Source organism: Janthinobacterium sp. Ant5-2-1, assembly GCF_001445815.1.
Lineage (GTDB): Bacteria > Pseudomonadota > Gammaproteobacteria > Burkholderiales > Burkholderiaceae_D > Janthinobacterium > Janthinobacterium lividum_E.
The window spans coordinates 1-16,939 of record NZ_LNCE01000035.1; the positions used below are offsets into that span (position 1 = coordinate 1).

Below are 16,939 nucleotides of genomic sequence, written 5' to 3' on the forward strand. Positions count from 1 at the left end.
GAAGGCGCGATCCTGGCCTCCGACATCGACCTGCCGCATGACGTCGAACTGATCAACCCTGACCACGTGATCGCCCACCTGACCGCTGGTGGCAAGCTGGACATGCAGATCAAGGTTGAAAAAGGCCGCGGCTACGTTCCTGGTAACGTGCGTCGCCTGTCGGAAGACACGAACAAGACCATCGGCCGCATCATTCTGGATGCGTCGTTCTCGCCAGTGCGCCGTGTATCGTACTTCGTTGAGTCGGCACGCGTTGAACAGCGTACCGACCTGGACAAGCTGATCATCAACATCGAAACCAACGGCGTGATCTCGCCGGAAGAAGCGATCCGCCAGTCGGCCCGCGTTCTGGTGGACCAGTTGAATGTGTTCGCTGCCCTGGAAGGCACGGAAGCCGCCGCCGAAGCGCCATCGCGCGCTCCGCTGGTCGATCCTATCCTGTTGCGTCCAGTCGACGATCTGGAGTTGACCGTGCGTTCGGCGAACTGCCTGAAAGCGGAAAACATCTACTACATCGGCGACCTGATCCAACGTTCGGAAAACGAACTGCTGAAAACGCCAAATCTGGGCCGCAAGTCCCTGAACGAAATCAAGGAAGTGCTGGCATCGCGCGGCTTGACCTTGGGCATGAAGCTGGAAAACTGGCCGCCTGCCGGCCTGGAAAAGTAATCGCTGTCAAAGCATTTTGTAGCAAACTGCCTGGGACAGGTGTCCCAGGCTTTTATTTTGTAGTACCAAACCGGCCCGCGATGAAGCTTCTGCCTCATTGATCGAAGAGCTGGAATTTAAACACTCACCGAAAGGATTTATCATGCGTCACGGTCACGGCCTCCGTAAACTGAATCGTACCTCGTCCCACCGTCTGGCAATGCTGCGCAACATGACAGTATCGCTGCTGCGTCACGAAGCGATCAAAACCACCCTGCCAAAAGCAAAAGAACTGCGCCGCGTTGTCGAGCCAATTCTGACCCTGGGCAAAACCGACTCCCTGGCAAACAAGCGTCTGGCCTTCAACCGCCTGCGCGACCGTGAAATGGTCGTCAAACTGTTCGCTGAACTGGGCCCACGTTTCGCCAACCGTAACGGTGGTTATGTACGTATCCTGAAAATGGGTTTCCGCGTCGGCGATAACGCTCCTATGGCGTTCGTTGAACTGATGGATCGTCCAGATACGACCGAAGCAGTTGAAGTTGCTGGCGAGTAATCCCAGTAATTGCATCTGAGAAGCCAGGCCTAGCCTGGCTTTTTTGTTTTCTGCTGCAGCTATCCTTGCTGCGGTGTACTATTCTTCTTTCGCGCCAGCCCTGCAGCCACTGCACGCCCCGCGCGTCTCTTGTTGAATGGCACAGCTGATGCCGCAGAAAAAGGTCGTTCATGTCCCGTTTCCCTTCCAGCGCCACCGCGCGCGCCGCCCCACTACGTCAACTGCTGCTCTGGTTTGCCACCTGTCTGCTGCTGGCCATGGCCGTCTTTGGCGCCAGTCAGGCCCGTGCCGACGATGAGTTCCTCGATCCGGAACTGGCCTTCAAGTTTTCCGCCCGCATGCAGGATCCGTCCACCATCGCCGTCACCTATGTGATCGCCGATGGCTACTATATGTACCACGAGCGCTTCAAGTTCGAGGCCGTGGGCGCCAAACTGGGCACGCCCGTGTATCCGGCTGGCAAGGTCAAGTTTGACGAGACTTTCCAGAAGAACGTGGAAACCTTCCGCAAGACCCTCACCATCACGATACCCGTGGACGCGGCCGGGGCCTTTACCCTGAAGGCGACGGGCCAGGGCTGCTCCGACAAGGGCCTGTGCTATGCGCCGCAGGATGCCACGGCCCAGCTGGTGGGTGGTGGTGGCCAGAGCATGGTGCCGGGCGGCTTGCCGTCGAAGTTTGCGCTGCCAGCCGCGCCGGCAGTCGACACGGCGGCCGTCAACGGCCCGCAGGCGCAAGCGTCGCCTGGCGTGTCCGTGATGAGCATTCCCCGGGCCGATATCACCAGCACGCCCGAGCCGGTCGCGGCGGCCCCCGTGGCGGCAAGCGCGGCGCCGGCGCAAAGTGAAATGGGCAAGATCGAAGCGGCACTGAAGGGGGGCAAGCTGCTCGTCATCGTGCCCCTGTTCATGCTGCTGGGCCTGGGCCTGGCATTTACGCCGTGCGTGCTGCCGATGGTGCCGATCTTGTCGTCGATCATCATCGGCGATGGCGCCAAGGTCAGCCGTTCGCGCGGCTTGCTGCTGTCGCTGACGTACGCGCTGGGCATGGCCATCGTCTACACGGCGTTGGGCGTGGCGGCCGGCCTGGCGGGTGAAGGCTTGGCGGCGCAACTGCAAAACCCGTGGGTGCTGGGTTTCTTTGCCCTGCTGATGGCGGGCCTGGCCCTGTCGATGTTCGGTTTTTATGAGCTGCAAGTACCGGCCTTCCTGCAAGGCAAGCTGACGTCCGTATCGAACCAGCAATCGTCGGGCCGCCTGGCGGGCGTGTTCGTCATGGGCGCCATTTCCGCCCTGATCGTGGGGCCATGCGTGGCCGCGCCGCTGGCCGGCGCCTTGCTGTACATCAGCCAGACGCGCGACGTCGTCATCGGCGGCAGCGCCCTGTTTGCCATGGCCGTGGGCATGAGCGTGCCGCTGCTGCTGGTGGGCGTGTCGGCGGGCACCTTGCTGCCGCGCGCCGGCGCGTGGATGGATACCGTCAAGCGCTTCTTTGGCGTGCTGCAGCTGGGCGTGGCCTGGTGGCTGGTCTCGCCCGTGCTGCCGGGCGCCGTGCAGATGCTGGGCTGGACGGTGCTGTTTGTCGGCTACGGCATGTATCTGCTGGTGGGCAAGAGCGGCGCGAAGAACGCCTGGGTGGCCAAGGCCTTCGGCCTCGTATTTGCCGTGCTGGGTGCGATGCAACTGGTCGGTGTGGCCAGCGGTGGCCGCGACCCGCTGGCGCCGCTGGCGCACCTCGGTGGCGGCCAGGTCCATGCGCAACCATTTACGCGTGTAAAGACCGTGGCGCAGCTCGACGCGGCGCTGGCACAACTGAACGGGAAGCCGGCCTTGCTGGACTTTTATGCGGACTGGTGCGTGTCGTGCATCGAGATGGAAAAACTGACCTTCGTCGATCCCGCCGTGCGCGAGAAGATGGGACGAGCCGTGCTACTGCAAGTGGACGTGACGGCCAATGATGCGGACGACAAGGCCATGCTGAAACGTTTCCAGCTGTTTGGCCCGCCGGGCATCATCATGTTCAACCCGCAAGGGCAGGAAATCGCCCAGTCGCGCGTGATCGGCTTCCAGAACGCTGCCACCTTTCTGACCTCGTTGCGCAAACTTGACGAGTAGGACGGTGGGTCGGGGTAGGTCGGGTTAGCCCGCCAGGGCGTAACCCGACACCACTGCACACGTCAACAAGGTCGTCGGATTACGCCGCGTTCCGCCGCTAACCCGACCTGCGCTCAGCCTGCTTTATGGTGCGCACCATGACCACGATGGTGGCCGCGCATTCCACCATCTTTGCCGCCAGGCACGCTGTCGTCAAACACTTTCTTTTGCTCCGGCGTCAGCACGGCGTAAAAGGTTTTCAGCGAGGCCAATCGGCTTTCCTGGTCGGCGATGCGTTCCTTCGACATGGCGATCCATTGCTCCATGCGTTCCGGCGCCGACAGCTTGGCCATCGCTTCATGCTTGGCTTTCCAGTCGCCCATCGGTTTTTTCGGCGCATTGGCGGCCGTGAACGTGGCCCAGGCCGGTTCCTGCGCGGCCGTCAGCTTCAGCTTGTCGTGCAGGCGGGCCTGGTATTTGGCCATGCGTTCGGCGGGATTGCCGCCGCGGTGGCCTTCATGTTGCATCTTGGTGCTGGCGGCAGGCGCGCTGGCGGCCGCTTCCTGGGCGTAAACGGTCAGCGATGCCGCACCCATGCCGAGTACGCTCATGGCGATGATCAAATTCTTGCGTAAAGTCTTCATTGAGGCGTTCATCTGGATTCCTTTGTAAAAGTGAGGGATGTACATGTTGCTGCACATGAATCCATGGTGGACGCGCCATGTTTCCCCGAAGTGTCCGCTGCCAGACAGTTTGTATCTATATGTTTCTTCGGGTCTTCTATATACAAGACGATACAAATGCGTTGTGCAAGGCCGGGGGAAGTGGGGATAATTCGTACCATGGAACCCACTTCTACAATTCTCATCGTCGACGATGACCGCGATATCCGCAGCTTGCTGGCGGACTACCTGGAAACGAACGCTTACCGCACCCTGGGCGCGGCAGATGGCACGGCCATGTGGAAAATTCTCGATGAAACGCGGCCCGATTTGATCGTGCTCGACTTGAACCTGCCTGGCGACGACGGCCTGACCTTGTGCCGCAAGCTGCGCGCGCAGTCAACCGTGCCGGTGATCATGCTGACGGCGCGCAATGAGCCGCTCGATCGCATCCTGGGCCTGGAAATGGGCGCCGACGATTACTTGCCGAAACCGTTCGAGCCCCGCGAATTGCTGGCGCGCATACGCAGCGTGCTGCGTCGCAGCCATGCCATGCCGTCGAACGTGCCGTCGGACAAGGCGCAGCAAATCCGCTTTTCCGGCTGGACCCTGGACTTGACGGCGCGCCACCTGCTCAATCCCAGCGGCCTGGTGATCATGCTGTCGGGCGCGGAATTCCGCCTGCTGCGCGTCTTCCTGGAACACCCGAACCGCGTGCTCAACCGCGACCAGCTGCTGAACCTGACGCAGGGCCGCGACGCCGATCCGTTCGACCGCTCGATCGATATCCAGATCAGCCGCCTGCGGCAAAAGCTCGGCGAAGATGCCCGCTTGCCGCAAATCATCAAGACCGTGCGCAACGGCGGCTACGTGCTGGCTGGCCAGGTCAATGTGGAGCCGCACGCGTGAAGGCCTTCCTGGGCTCGATGACGGGCCGGGTCTTCATGTTCTTGCTGATCGGCATCGTCGCTTCGGCCGCGCTGACGCAGTGGCTGGCCGTGGGCGAACGCCAGCGCGCCATTGAACAATACCGCGACTACCACGCCGTCGAGCGGGCCGAGCAGCTGGTGATGGCGGCCGACGTGGTGCCGCTGGCCTCGCGTGCCGCCTACCTGAAAGTGGCCAACAAGGGCAGCGTGCGCCTGGAATTGCGTCCCGACGTCGAGCATGTGCCGGGCAAGCCAACGGAATTTTCCACCGCCCTGCAAGCCAAACTGGGCGAAGGCTTCAAGGTCAGCGCGCTGGCCGAACGTCCGGCCGCCTGCGTCAAACCGCGCCAGACGCCGGGCATGTTTTCCGCCAAGCCATGGGGCGGCACCTGCGAAAACCTCGACGTGCGCATGCAGGATGGCCACGTGCTGCGCCTGATGGTCTTGCCGCCACGCCAGCAGCCGCCATTCAATGAACATAACGACTGGATGACCTTGCTGCCTTTCCTGATCAGCATCGCCATCCTCGCCTACCTGGTCACGCGCATGACCATGCGCCCGCTCAAGCAACTGGCGCAGGCGGCGAAAGACCTGGGCAACGACATCAACCACCCGCCGCTGACCCTGTCGGGCGCCAGCGAGATCCGCCAGGCCAGCGCCGCCTTCAACGCCATGCAGGCGCGCATCCGCCAACATATTTCTCAGCGGACACAGATGCTGGCCGCCATCACGCATGACTTGCAGACGCCGCTGACGCGCTTGCGCCTGCGCCTGGAAAAGGTGGCCGATACGGAATTGTATGACCGCCTCGTGGGCGACCTGTCGGCCATGCAAAGCATGGTCAAGGAAGGGCTGGACCTGGCCCGCTCGATGGACAGCACGGAAGCGATGCAGGCGCTCGATCTCGATTCCCTGTTGGATAGCGTCTGCTCCGACGCGGCCGATGCCGGCCAGAATGTCACCTTGTCCGGGCAAGCCAGCATGGCCTTGATGGCGCGCCCCATCGCCATGCGGCGCTGCCTGGTGAACCTGATCGACAATGCCGTCAAATATGGCCAGTACGCGCAGGTCACGGTCGAGCGCATCGCCGGCGCCGCGCGCATCCGCATCCGCGATGGCGGGCCGGGGATTGCGCCAGATCAACTGGCCAAGGTGTTCGAACCGTTTTACCGCATCGAGACGTCGCGTTCGCGCGAATCGGGCGGCACGGGCCTGGGCCTGACCATCGCGCGCAATATCGCCGAGCAGCACGGCGCCACGGTTTTGCTGTCCAATCACGTCGACGGTGGACTGGAAGTCACCCTCATCGTGCCAGAGTATTACGCAGGAAAGTGAGCATTTCCGTGCGACAATATTGTGCTTTATGCCCCCTGGCAACTACTACATTCAACCTGCAGCCCTGCGCTGCGACAGCGTGACAGAACAATGAAAAAGACTAGTCTGGCAATCCTCGTGGGTGCTGCCCTGTGTATCGGTGGCGGCATCTGGTATTTCAATCATCAGCCAGGCAAAGCGGCCGGTGGGCAGGATGGCAAAGGGGGCAAGGGTGGACAGGCGCCGACGACGGTGAGCGTGGTCGCGCCCGTGCGCCAGGATGTGCCGATGCTGCTGCAAGCCAATGGCAGCGTGATGCCGATCAGCAGCGTCGATTTGCACCCGCAGACGACCAGCACGATTACCAAGGTGCATATCCGCGAAGGCCAGTTCGTCAAGCAGGGCGAGCTGATGTTTACGCTGGACGCGCGCAGCGAGCATGCGAATGTCGACAAGGCGCAGGCGCAGGTCTTGCGCGACCGCGCCTCGGTACAGGACTTCGAGCGCCAGCTCAAGCGCAACCAGGATTTGCTGAGTAAGAATTTCATCGCCCAGGGCGCCGTCGACACCCTGCAAAGCCAGCTCGACGCGGCACGCGCCTTGCTGGCCGCCGACCAGGCCGCCTTGCGCGCCGCCCAGGTCGACTCCAGCTACACCGTCCTGCGCGCGCCGCAGGCGGGCAGGGTGGGCGCCATCAATGTCTACGCGGGCAGCCTCGTGCAACCGACCACGTCGCTGACCAGCATCACCCAGCTCGACCCGATCGATGTGGTCTTTACCTTGCCGGAAAGCAGCCTGTCGGGCTTGCTGGCGGCGCAAAAGGCGGGCGAGGTGGCCGTCAAGGCGCTGCTGTCGGACGCGGGCGGCAAGCAGCTCGACGGCAAACTGAACTTTATCGACAATGCCGTCGATCCCGCCACGGGCGTGATCAAGATCAAGGCCCGCTTCAATAATGGCGGCACCGATTTGTGGCCAGGCCAGTACGTGAATACGCAACTGACCGTGCGCACCCTCAAGGATGCGCTGGTGATCCCGCAAAACGCCATCATCACGAGTACCGCCGGCACCTTCGTGTACTCGATGGAGGCGGACAGCACGGCCAAGATGCGCAAGATTACCCGCGTATATGCGTTCGGACCGAACGCCGTCGTCACCGGCCTGGCGGGCGATGAAAAAGTCATCGTCGATGGCAAGCAGAACTTGCGTCCGGGTAGCAAAGTGCGCCTGGCGGAAAAACACAAGGCAGCCGATGGCGCCGCCACAGCGCAGGGCAAGCCAGCATGAACCTGTCCGAACTGAGCATCCGCCGCCCCGTCATGGTGGTGCTGCTGTCCCTCTCCATCATCCTGGCCGGCGTGCTGGCCTACCTGCAAATTCCCGTGGCGGCCTTGCCGAGCTACAACACGCCCGTCATCAACGTGAGCGCCGACCTGGCCGGCGCCAGCCCGGAAACCATGGCCTCGTCCGTGGCTTTGCCGCTGGAAAAACAATTTTCCACCATTTCCGGCCTCAGCCTGATCACCTCCACGAGTACCCTGGGCAATACTTCGCTGACCCTGGAGTTTGACGCCAGCATCAATGTCAACGAGGCGGCCGTTGACGTGCAGGCGGCCCTGCTGCGCGCGCAGCGCCAGTTGCCGACGGAAATGACGGACTTGCCGTCCTACCGCAAGGTCAATCCGGCCGATGCGCCCGTGCTATTCATCCAGATGACGTCGCCCTCGCTGAACTTGTCTGACCTCAACGATTATGCGGAAAACCTGATCGCGCCGAGCCTGTCGACCTTGCCTGGCGTGGCCCAGGTCATCGTCAATGGTCAGAAGCGCTTTGCCGTGCGCGTGCGCGCCCGTGCCGACCTGATGAACGCGCGCAACCTGACGATGGACGAACTGGCCACCGCCTTGCGCACCTCGAACACGAATTCCCCGCTGGGCATCCTTGACGGCCCGAGCCAGACCCTGACCATCCAGGGCAATCCGCAAATGATGAAAGCGGCCGACTTTGCCGAACTGATCGTCGCCAGCCGCAACGGCCAGCCCGTGCGCCTGAAAGACGTGGCCGAGGTGGAAGACAGCTTTCAATCGATCAAGGCCGTCGGCAGTTTCAATGGCGAGCGCTCGATCAGCCTGATGGTGCAGCGCCAGCCGGATGCCAACACCGTGCAAGTGGTCGATGGCGTGCGCCGTTTGCTGCCGGGCTTCAAGGAGCAATTGCCCCAGTCGATACAGATCAGCCTGGTCAACGACCGTTCGCTGTCGATCCGCGAAGCCATCCACGACGTGAATCTGACCCTGGCCCTGACGGTGGTGCTGGTGGTGCTGGTGATCTTTTTGTTCCTGCACCGCGCGGCCGCCACCTTCATTCCTGCCGTCACCATGCCGATCTCGCTGCTGGGCGCCCTGGCCCTGCTGTACTGGCTCGGCTACAGCCTCGACAACGTGTCCCTGCTGGGTATTACCCTGGCCGTGGGCCTCGTCGTCGACGATGCCATCGTGGTGCTGGAAAACATCGTGCGCCATATCGAGATGGGCAAGAAACCGATACGCGCGGCGCTGGAAGGGGCGAAGGAGATGGGCTTTACCATCATCTCGATTTCCGTTTCGCTGGTGGCCGTGTTCATCCCCATCTTCTTCATGCCGGGCGTGATCGGCTTGCTGTTCCATGAGTTCGCCGTCGTCGTCTCGCTGGCCGTGCTGGTGTCCGCCGTCGTGTCGCTGACCCTGGTGCCGATGCTGGCCAGCCGCTTCCTGCCGGCCGACTCGCGCGAGCACAATGACAGCGACCCCAGCCATGGCGAGAAAACCTTTATCGGCCGCCATTTCGAGGCCGGTTTCACGGCATTGCGCAACGGCTATGTGCATCTGCTCGACAAGGCCCTGGCGCACCGCAACGTGGTGCTGTTTGTTGCCGTGTGTACTTTCGCGCTGACGGTGCTGCTGTACGCGACCATTCCGAAAGGTTTCTTCCCCGAGGAAGACCTGGGCCAGATCCAGGTGAATACGGAAGCGTCGGAAGACATCTCATCTGCGGCACTGCAGGATTTGCAAGCGCGCGTGGCGGCCGTGCTCAAGGCGGATCCGAGCGTGCAGGACGTGACCTCGTTCGTCGGCGGCGGCAACACGGGCCGCATGTTCATGGTCTTGAAACCGCGCAGTGAGCGCCCGAAAATGCCCGTGGTGCTGGAAAACCTGCGCCGCGCGGCGGGCACGGTGCCCGGCATGGCCGTGTATTTCCGGCCCGTGCAAAACTTGCAGCTGGGCGGGCGCCAGAGCAAGAGCCGCTACCAGTACACCTTGCAAAGCGTCAGTCCCGACGCCTTGAATGACTGGGCGGAAAAGTTTATTGCTGGTATGCGCACGGATCCCGCCTTCCGCGACGTGACCAGCGATTCGCAGATCAAGGGCTTGCAGGCGTCCCTCAGGATCGACCGCGACAAGGCCAACCTGCTGGGCGTGCAAATGTCCGATATCCGCACGGCCTTGTACAGCGCCTTTGGCGAGCGGCAAGTGTCGACCATCTACTCGTCGGCAGCCAGCTATTACGTGATCCTGGAAGCGGCCACGGCAGACCGCCAGTATGACGATGCGCTCACGCGCGTGTCCGTGCGCAGCAAGACGGGCGAGCTGGTGAAACTGTCGAGTATTGCCTACGTGGAACGCACGATCGGGCCCACGTCCGTCAACCACCAGGGGCAGTTGCAGGCCGTCACCATCGCCTTCAACCTGGCGCCGGACGTGCCGCTGGGTATCGCCACGGGCAAGATCGACGCGATGGCCAAGGACATGAGCTTGCCGGCCTCCATCATCACGCGCTATGGCGGCGACGCGGCCGTGTTCCAGAGTTCGCAATCGAGCCAGATCATCCTCATCATTGCCGCGCTGGGCGTGATCTATGTGCTGCTCGGCGTGTTGTATGAAAGCTATATCCACCCGCTGACCATCCTGGCTGGCTTGCCGTCGGCGGCCGTGGGGGCGCTGTTGACCTTGCGCCTGTTCGGCATGGACCTGACCATGATCGCCATCATCGGCATTTTGATGCTGATCGGCATCGTCAAGAAAAACGCCATCATGATGATCGACTTCGCCCTGCATGCGCAGCGCAACGAGGGGCTGGCACCGGCAGAGGCGATCCGCCAAGCGTGCATCCTGCGTTTCCGTCCCATCATGATGACGACGGCGGCAGCCTTGATGGGCGCCTTGCCGATCGCCCTGGGCCTGGGCGCCGGCGCCGAGCTGCGCCAGCCGCTGGGCCTGGCCGTGGTCGGCGGATTGCTGTTTTCGCAAGTGATTACCCTGTTCATCACCCCCGTCATCTATTTGTTCCTGGATAAGTACAGCGGCACGGGGCCGATGACGGACGAGCAACTGGTGGCGCTCGATAACAAGGCTTGATTACTTGAGCACTTGCGTGACCCGTGACCGGCGTTTCCTTCCTGCGTGAATGGGGCGCCGGTTTTGTATGGGCAGTGATACATACGGTAACAACCGTCAAGGGAGGGCTCGGGTACTCTGGTCAGCGCTGCAAGGAATGTCGCTATCCTGTACGCTTCGGGTTGGAAAGGCCGAGGAAGTGTTCCCAAAAGCAAGGGACTCTGGCACTATGGCTGCCCTGTAATGTTATTTCTTCGCTACACAGAAAGCACGATTCATTTTGCATGACACGACCCATTTGTTGGCTGCCGATTCCGATGTTTGCCCCACCTGCGGGCAAGTAATCCAGCCACCACCGGCCTACGGGTCCAAGACCAGCACGACGCGCAAGGTGGCGCTCGGCGTGTCCGTCTTGCTGCACGTGCTGCTGGCGGCGTATGTCCTGTTTCGTAGCGACAAGATCGAAAAGATCCCGCCGCCGAAGAAGGAAAGCGCGATGGTCTACATCGCGCCGCTGAAAGACAAGCCGCAACCGAAACCGCAACCGAAACCCACGCCGAAACCGAAGGACACGAAAGTGGCCAAGGTAAAACCGCCGCCGGCCCCGAGCAAGCGCGTGGTGACAAAAGACGTGCCGCGCGACAAGCCGAAACTGGAAACCTACACGCCGCCGCTGGTATCGAAAGTGCCGTTGCCGCCGCCGCCGGCTGAAGACATGAGCTCGATGATCGAGCAGCGCCGCAAGCAGCGCGAGGCGCAAAATCCCACGCCACCGGCCGAGGAAAGCGAAAACGACCGCGCCATGCGCGTGGCCAAGGCGAATATCGCCGGCGCCCAGGGGCGCAATGCCGGCAGCGACCGCGAGGATTCGGGCGGCGTGTTTTCCATCGTCAACCAGACCTCGTTTAGCGCGGAAGTCAAGTTCAAGGGCTGGAATGGCAACTTCAAGCGCAACTGGCTGAAGCAGGAAAAAGTGGAACTGGGCAATGAGCCCGATATCGAAACGGCCATCATCAAGAAGATGATCCAGTTGATCCGTGCGGAAAAACCCGGCGATTTCGTGTGGGAATCGCGGCGCCTGGGGCGTAACGTCAACCTCAGCGCCAGGGTGGAAGATACGGCCGAGCTGAGCGCCTTCCTGCGCCAGGAATTCTTTTCGGAGAAGCGGCCAGGGCCGGGACGACGCTAGGAGGCAGGATTCTCTGCCATAAAAAAAGGCTGCGCCGTGTGAACGGGCAGCCTTTTTTACGCAGCGTTGATTTCGATCAAGCCGGGTTGTCGGTTCCCGCTTCCGGCTCGACGTCGTCTTCCATGTCGATCAGTTCGACCATCTGGGCCGCGCCGTCTTCGCTGATGCCGGCCAGTTCCATGATCTTGTCGTTGGCTTCGTCGATGCCGACACGTTTCAAGGCCGAGAACAGTTGCACGGTGAACGGGAAGCCGACGCCGTCTTCATCCACATAGCTGTCGAGCTTGGCTTTCGCCTGGCGCAGTGCGTTGACCGACTCATTGCGGTTCAGCTTATCGACTTTCGTCAGGATGCAGTGGATCGGTTTACCCGTCGGGGCGAACCATTCCAGCATCTGGATGTCCAAGTCGGTGAACGGGCGGCGCGAATCCATGATCAGGATCAAACCGGCCAACTGCTCGCGGCGCTGCACGTAGTCGCCCAGCAGGCGCTGCCAGTGCAATTTGGCCGAGCCCGATACTTCCGCGTAGCCGTAGCCCGGCAAGTCGACCAGCAGGCATTCGATCTCTTCGACGATGGTGGCATCCTTGCGGTGCTGCGCCACATGGGCGCCGCCGATGGAGAAGTAGTTGATGTGCTGGGTACGGCCAGGTGTCTTGGAGGCGAACGCCAAGCCTTTCTGATTACACAAGATGTTGATGGCGGTCGATTTACCGGCATTGGAGCGGCCGGCAAAGGCGATTTCCGGCACCGTGGTATCGGGCAGGTCACGCAATTGGTTGACGGTCGTAAAGAAGCGGGCTTGCCAGAGTTTTGACATGGGAGTAGTAAAGCAACAAAAGGGAGCGATAAGGGAGCGATAACGCCAAGAAGCTATTGTACAATAAGGGGTTGTTTATTGTTGCCGGCGTAGCAGCGATGCGGCTTGCGGCCCTGAAAATAAAGCAAAAATCCACAGGGCGCGGCAATGTCCACCACTAATTTCTCACTGTCTCAGGGTGCCTGAATGAATCGTGCGTTTTCACCGTTGTTCAAATCCATGCTGCTCGCTTTGCTGGCTGTATCGGCAACTGCCTCCGCGGTCGAAGCACCGAAACCGGCCGTCAAGGCCGACGCTGCCAAGGGCGCTACCCTGTACGCCGATGGCGATGCGGCGCGCGGCTTGCCTGCCTGCGTCTCCTGCCATGGCGCGGCCGGCAATTCGACCATCACGGTCAATCCGAAGCTGGCCGGCCAGCACGAAAACTATATCTACAAGCAACTGGTCGACTTCACGACGCCGCAGCGCAACCAGCCCGTCATGACGACGTACGCGAAGATGCTCAGCGATGCCGACAAGAAGAATATCGCCGCCTACCTGGGCGCGCAGCTGTCCAAGCCGGGCGCCGCGAAAAACAAGGACACGATCGACCTGGGCAAGAAAATCTACCGTGGTGGCATTGCTTCCAAGCAAGTTGCCGCCTGCGCCAGCTGTCATGGCGCGACGGGCAATGGCATTCCCGTCCAGTATCCGCGCATCGCCGGCCAGCACCAGGATTACACGGTGGCCCAGCTGACGATGTTCCGCAGCACCAAGGCGGATGCCCGCAAGAACAGCGCGGAAATGCACACCATCGCCGCCCGCATGTCGGATGACGAGATCGCCGCCGTGGCCGATTACATTGCCGGCCTGAAGTAAGTTTTCATAGAGGCAAGAGATTGCCGGCGCACCAGCGCGCATGATCAAGGGCGGCCGTTTCAACAGGCTGCCCTTTTTTATGGCAGGGGCCAAACAGGAGTATGCTGCCGCCTTGCGCGGAGAAACTATCTGCTCCATGCCACATTTTCTTGAAGATTGCATATCCCGTATGAGTATTCACGTATGAGCACAGGCACGACCGGAATCGAGTTAAAGACCCAACGCCGCAGCCTGGCTGAATTCGTCGAGCTGGTCTCGTCGATGCGCTTTGCCATCAGCCTGCTGACCCTGATCGCCGTCGCATCCATCATCGGCACCGTGCTCAAGCAAAACGAGCCCATGCCCAATTATGTCAACCAGTTCGGTCCGTTCTGGTTCGCCGTTTTCGACAAGCTGAGCCTGTATTCCGTGTATTCGGCCTGGTGGTTCCTCGTCATCATGGGTTTCCTCGTCGCCTCGACCTCGCTGTGCATCGTGCGCAATGCGCCGAAGATGCTCAAGGACATGCGCAGCTGGCGCGAAACCGTGCGCGAGCAATCGTTGCGCAATTTCCACCACAAGATGGAGTGGCAGGTGTCGCTGCCGCGCGCCGTGCTGGCGCAGCAGATGGTGATGCGCCTGAAAGACAGCGGCTACGCGGCCAAGGTGGTCGAGAAGGACAACGCCACCCTGGTCGCCGCCAAGCGGGGCGCGGCCAATAAATGGGGCTACATCTTTGCCCACGGCGCCATCGTCATCATCTGCGTGGGCGGCTTGCTCGATTCGGAAATGCCGATCCGCGTACAGCAATGGTTCTTCGGCAAGACGCCGTTTTCCGGCAGCGGCGTGATCGCCGACATTCCCGCCCAGCACCGTTTGAGCCTGTCGAACCCTACTTTCCGCGGCAATACCATGATCCCGGAAGGCTCGTCGAGCAACACGGCCATCATTCCCCAGGCCGATGGCGTGCTGATCCAGGATCTGCCGATCACCATCCTGCTGAAGAAATTCCATATCGATTTCTACAGCACGGGCATGCCCAAGCTGTTTGCCAGCGATGTCGTCATCACCGACCATGCAACGGGCGAGACCTTCCCTGCCACCATCAAAGTCAACCAGCCGCTGCTGTACAAGGGCCTGGCCCTGTACCAGTCCAGCTTTGAGGATGGCGGCAGCAAGCTCAAGTTGACGGGTTTTCCCATGACGGGCAAGACGACGAAACGCTTCGATATCGGCGGCGAAGTGGGCGGCAGCACGCCGCTTGAGCGCAGCGATGGCAATTCCTTCACGGTGGAATGGTCGGGTTTCCGTCCGTTTAACGTGGAAAACCTCAGCGCGGGCCAGGATGTGCGCGCCGTCAGCAAGGCGGAAAGTTTCAACGAGAAATTCTCCGTCGGCCTGGACAAGCGCCTCGGCTCGGCCGCGAAGAACGCGAATAACAAGGATCTCAAGAACGTCGGCCCCTCGGTGCAATATAAATTGCGCGACAAGACAGGCCAGGCGCGCGAGTACCAGAACTACATGCAGCCCGTCACCGTCGATGGCACGACGGTGTTCCTGGCCGGCATGCGCGTCAACCCCAGCGACCCGTTCAGCTATTTGCGCATTCCCGCCGATGACAATTACAGCGTGAACGAATGGATGCGCTTGCGTGCCGCGCTGCAAGATCCGGCGTTGCGCCAGCAGGCGGCCACGCGCTATGCGGCGCGCGCCATGCCGCAGGCGAACGCGGAAGCCTTGCGCGGCCAGCTGCAGGAATCGGCCGCGAAAAGCTTGGGCATCTTTGCCGGCAATGGACAAGAGGGCGGTTTCCTCGCCATTTCGCGTTTCTTGGAGAAAATTCCTGCCGCCGAGCAAGAAAAAGCGGCCGATATCTTCATGAAAATCTTGAATGGCAGCCTGTGGGACTTGTGGCAGGCGGCGCGCGCCCAGGATGGCTTGAAAGCCATCGAGGCCGATGACAAGCATGGCCGCTTCCTGCAGCTGGCCACGAATGCCTTGTCCGACAGCTTCTTCTATGGCGCACCCGTGTATCTGCAGCTCGACGACTTTACGGAAATCAAGGCGTCTGTATTGCAGGTGACGCGTTCGCCGGGCAAGAGCGTCGTCTACCTCGGTTGCCTGTTCCTTGTGATCGGCGTATTTTCCATGTTCTATATCCGCGAACGCCGCCTGTGGGTGTGGATCAAGGATGGCGAGGGCGGCAGCGAAGCCTTGATGGCCATGAGCACGCAACGCAAGACCCTGGATTTTGAAAAAGAATTTGAGACTTTGAAGGCAAAGCTGCCGCAATCGGCGTAAGCTGCGCTGAGTTGGATTGGCTGAGTTTCGGGACGCTGTGGCGTCGCCGGGAATGGAGAAAATGATGGAATTGGCAAACAAGCAAATATATACGCAGGAACCGGGATTTTTCAAGCGCCTGAGCCTGATCGATTGGCTGTATGGCGCCGGCTTGCTGGCCGCCTCCCTGTTCGGCCTGATGCGTTTTGGCGCCTTCATGGATATCTATGAAAAAGCCATCCTGCTGGCGGCCGCGCCCACCTTCGCGTGGCTGGGCTGGTACTGGAAGCCGGTGCGCTGGCTGATCCCCGTGGCGGCCGTGCTGTCGCTGTTCGCCATCGAGCTGTACGCGGGCCACCTGGAGATGGCGAACCAGAAATTCTTCCTGAAATACATCTTGTCGAGCCAGTCCGCCATCCTGTGGATGGGCACGCTTTTCGTGCTGTCGACCCTGTTCTACTGGATCGGCCTCGTGGCGCGCTCGGAATTCGGTTCGTCCGTCGGCTCCCTGCTGTGCTGGGCCGGCGTCGTGCTGGGCCTGACGGGCATGCTGGTGCGTTGGTACGAGTCTTACCTGATCGGCGCCGACGTGGGCCATATTCCCGTGTCGAACCTGTATGAAGTGTTCATCCTGTTTTCCCTGATCACGGCCATGTTCTACCTGTACTACGAGCAGCATTACGCGACGCGCCAGCTGGGCGCCTTCGTCATGCTGGTCATTTCGGCGGCCGTCGTCTTCCTGATGTGGTACACGGTCACGCGCGACGCGGCCGAAATCCAGCCGCTGGTGCCGGCCCTGCAAAGCTGGTGGATGAAGATCCACGTGCCGGCCAACTTCATCGGCTACGGCACGTTTGCCCTGTCGGCCATGGTGGCGGCAGCCTACCTGCTCAAATCGAGCGGCTACCTGGTCGACCGTTTGCCGTCGCTGGAAGTGCTCGACGACGTCATGTACAAGGCCATTTCAGTCGGCTTCGCTTTCTTCACGGTAGCGACCATCCTGGGCGCCCTGTGGGCGGCCGAAGCATGGGGCGGCTACTGGTCGTGGGACCCGAAGGAAACGTGGGCGCTGATCGTCTGGCTCAACTATGCAGCCTGGCTGCACATGCGCCTGATGACGGGCTTGCGCGGCCGCGTCGCCTCGTGGTGGGCGCTGGTGGGATTGCTGGTGACGACGTTCGCCTTCCTGGGCGTGAATATGTTCCTTTCCGGCTTGCATTCTTACGGAAAACTTTAATGAC

13 protein-coding genes are annotated in these 16,939 nt (G+C 61.3%); 11 read left to right on the top strand and 2 right to left on the bottom strand.

The window, feature by feature from the left end; genetic code table 11:
- The 3 genes from ASN89_RS12515 to dsbD all read left to right on the top strand — a co-directional run.
- On the top strand, positions 1-669 hold a 669-nt coding region (locus tag ASN89_RS12515), incomplete at its 5' end, for a DNA-directed RNA polymerase subunit alpha (RefSeq protein ID WP_058049472.1).
- A gap of 142 nt (positions 670-811) precedes the next feature.
- Positions 812-1,204 (top strand): 50S ribosomal protein L17, encoded by a 393-nt coding sequence (gene rplQ / locus ASN89_RS12520; RefSeq protein WP_034753219.1) that lies wholly within the window; start codon positions 812-814, stop codon positions 1,202-1,204.
- A gap of 170 nt (positions 1,205-1,374) precedes the next feature.
- Positions 1,375-3,318 carry a protein-disulfide reductase DsbD gene (gene dsbD / locus ASN89_RS12525; protein WP_058049473.1) on the top strand — a complete coding sequence of 648 codons (1,944 nt, stop codon included), beginning with the start codon at positions 1,375-1,377 and terminating at the stop codon, positions 3,316-3,318.
- 113 nt (positions 3,319-3,431) lie between these two features.
- On the opposite strand, the gene ASN89_RS12530 is transcribed toward dsbD, so the two are convergent.
- Complete coding sequence (locus tag ASN89_RS12530) at positions 3,432-3,953, bottom strand: Spy/CpxP family protein refolding chaperone (RefSeq protein WP_161911768.1); 522 nt, start codon at positions 3,951-3,953, stop codon at positions 3,432-3,434.
- 186 nt (positions 3,954-4,139) lie between these two features.
- Between ASN89_RS12530 and ASN89_RS12535 the strand changes: the two genes are divergently transcribed.
- The 5 genes from ASN89_RS12535 to ASN89_RS12555 all read left to right on the top strand — a co-directional run bounded on the left by ASN89_RS12535 (position 4,140) and on the right by ASN89_RS12555 (position 11,761).
- Positions 4,140-4,868: a response regulator gene (locus tag ASN89_RS12535; protein WP_034753223.1), complete on the top strand. Its 729-nt coding sequence runs from the start codon at positions 4,140-4,142 to the stop codon at positions 4,866-4,868.
- Entirely contained in the window at positions 4,865-6,223 is a 1,359-nt protein-coding gene (locus ASN89_RS12540) for an ATP-binding protein (protein WP_046681669.1), read from the top strand. Before ASN89_RS12535 ends, ASN89_RS12540 begins: the two co-directional genes overlap by 4 nt.
- A gap of 90 nt (positions 6,224-6,313) precedes the next feature.
- A complete protein-coding gene (locus tag ASN89_RS12545; RefSeq protein ID WP_058049475.1) occupies positions 6,314-7,486 on the top strand; it encodes an efflux RND transporter periplasmic adaptor subunit in 1,173 nt (390 codons plus the stop codon).
- Positions 7,483-10,593, top strand: a complete 3,111-nt coding sequence (locus tag ASN89_RS12550) for an efflux RND transporter permease subunit (protein ID WP_058049476.1) — start codon at positions 7,483-7,485, stop codon at positions 10,591-10,593. Before ASN89_RS12545 ends, ASN89_RS12550 begins: the two co-directional genes overlap by 4 nt.
- Before the next feature lie 259 nt (positions 10,594-10,852).
- On the top strand, positions 10,853-11,761 hold the full coding sequence (locus tag ASN89_RS12555; RefSeq protein WP_058049477.1) for a hypothetical protein: 909 nt from the start codon (positions 10,853-10,855) through the stop codon (positions 11,759-11,761).
- Between the two features lie 76 nt (positions 11,762-11,837).
- On the opposite strand, the gene yihA is transcribed toward ASN89_RS12555, so the two are convergent.
- Entirely contained in the window at positions 11,838-12,581 is a 744-nt protein-coding gene (gene yihA / locus ASN89_RS12560; RefSeq protein WP_058049478.1) for a ribosome biogenesis GTP-binding protein YihA/YsxC, read from the bottom strand.
- Positions 12,582-12,767: 186 nt separating this feature from the next.
- Between yihA and ASN89_RS12565 the strand changes: the two genes are divergently transcribed.
- The 3 genes from ASN89_RS12565 to ccsB all read left to right on the top strand — a co-directional run bounded on the left by ASN89_RS12565 (position 12,768) and on the right by ccsB (position 16,935).
- Positions 12,768-13,439: a c-type cytochrome gene (locus ASN89_RS12565; RefSeq protein WP_046681673.1), complete on the top strand. Its 672-nt coding sequence runs from the start codon at positions 12,768-12,770 to the stop codon at positions 13,437-13,439.
- Positions 13,440-13,622: 183 nt separating this feature from the next.
- Positions 13,623-15,719 carry a cytochrome c biogenesis protein ResB gene (locus ASN89_RS12570; protein WP_058049479.1) on the top strand — a complete coding sequence of 699 codons (2,097 nt, stop codon included), beginning with the start codon at positions 13,623-13,625 and terminating at the stop codon, positions 15,717-15,719.
- 64 nt (positions 15,720-15,783) lie between these two features.
- On the top strand, positions 15,784-16,935 hold the full coding sequence (gene ccsB / locus ASN89_RS12575) for a c-type cytochrome biogenesis protein CcsB (RefSeq protein ID WP_034753239.1): 1,152 nt from the start codon (positions 15,784-15,786) through the stop codon (positions 16,933-16,935).
- The last annotated feature ends 4 nt before the right edge of the window (positions 16,936-16,939 follow it).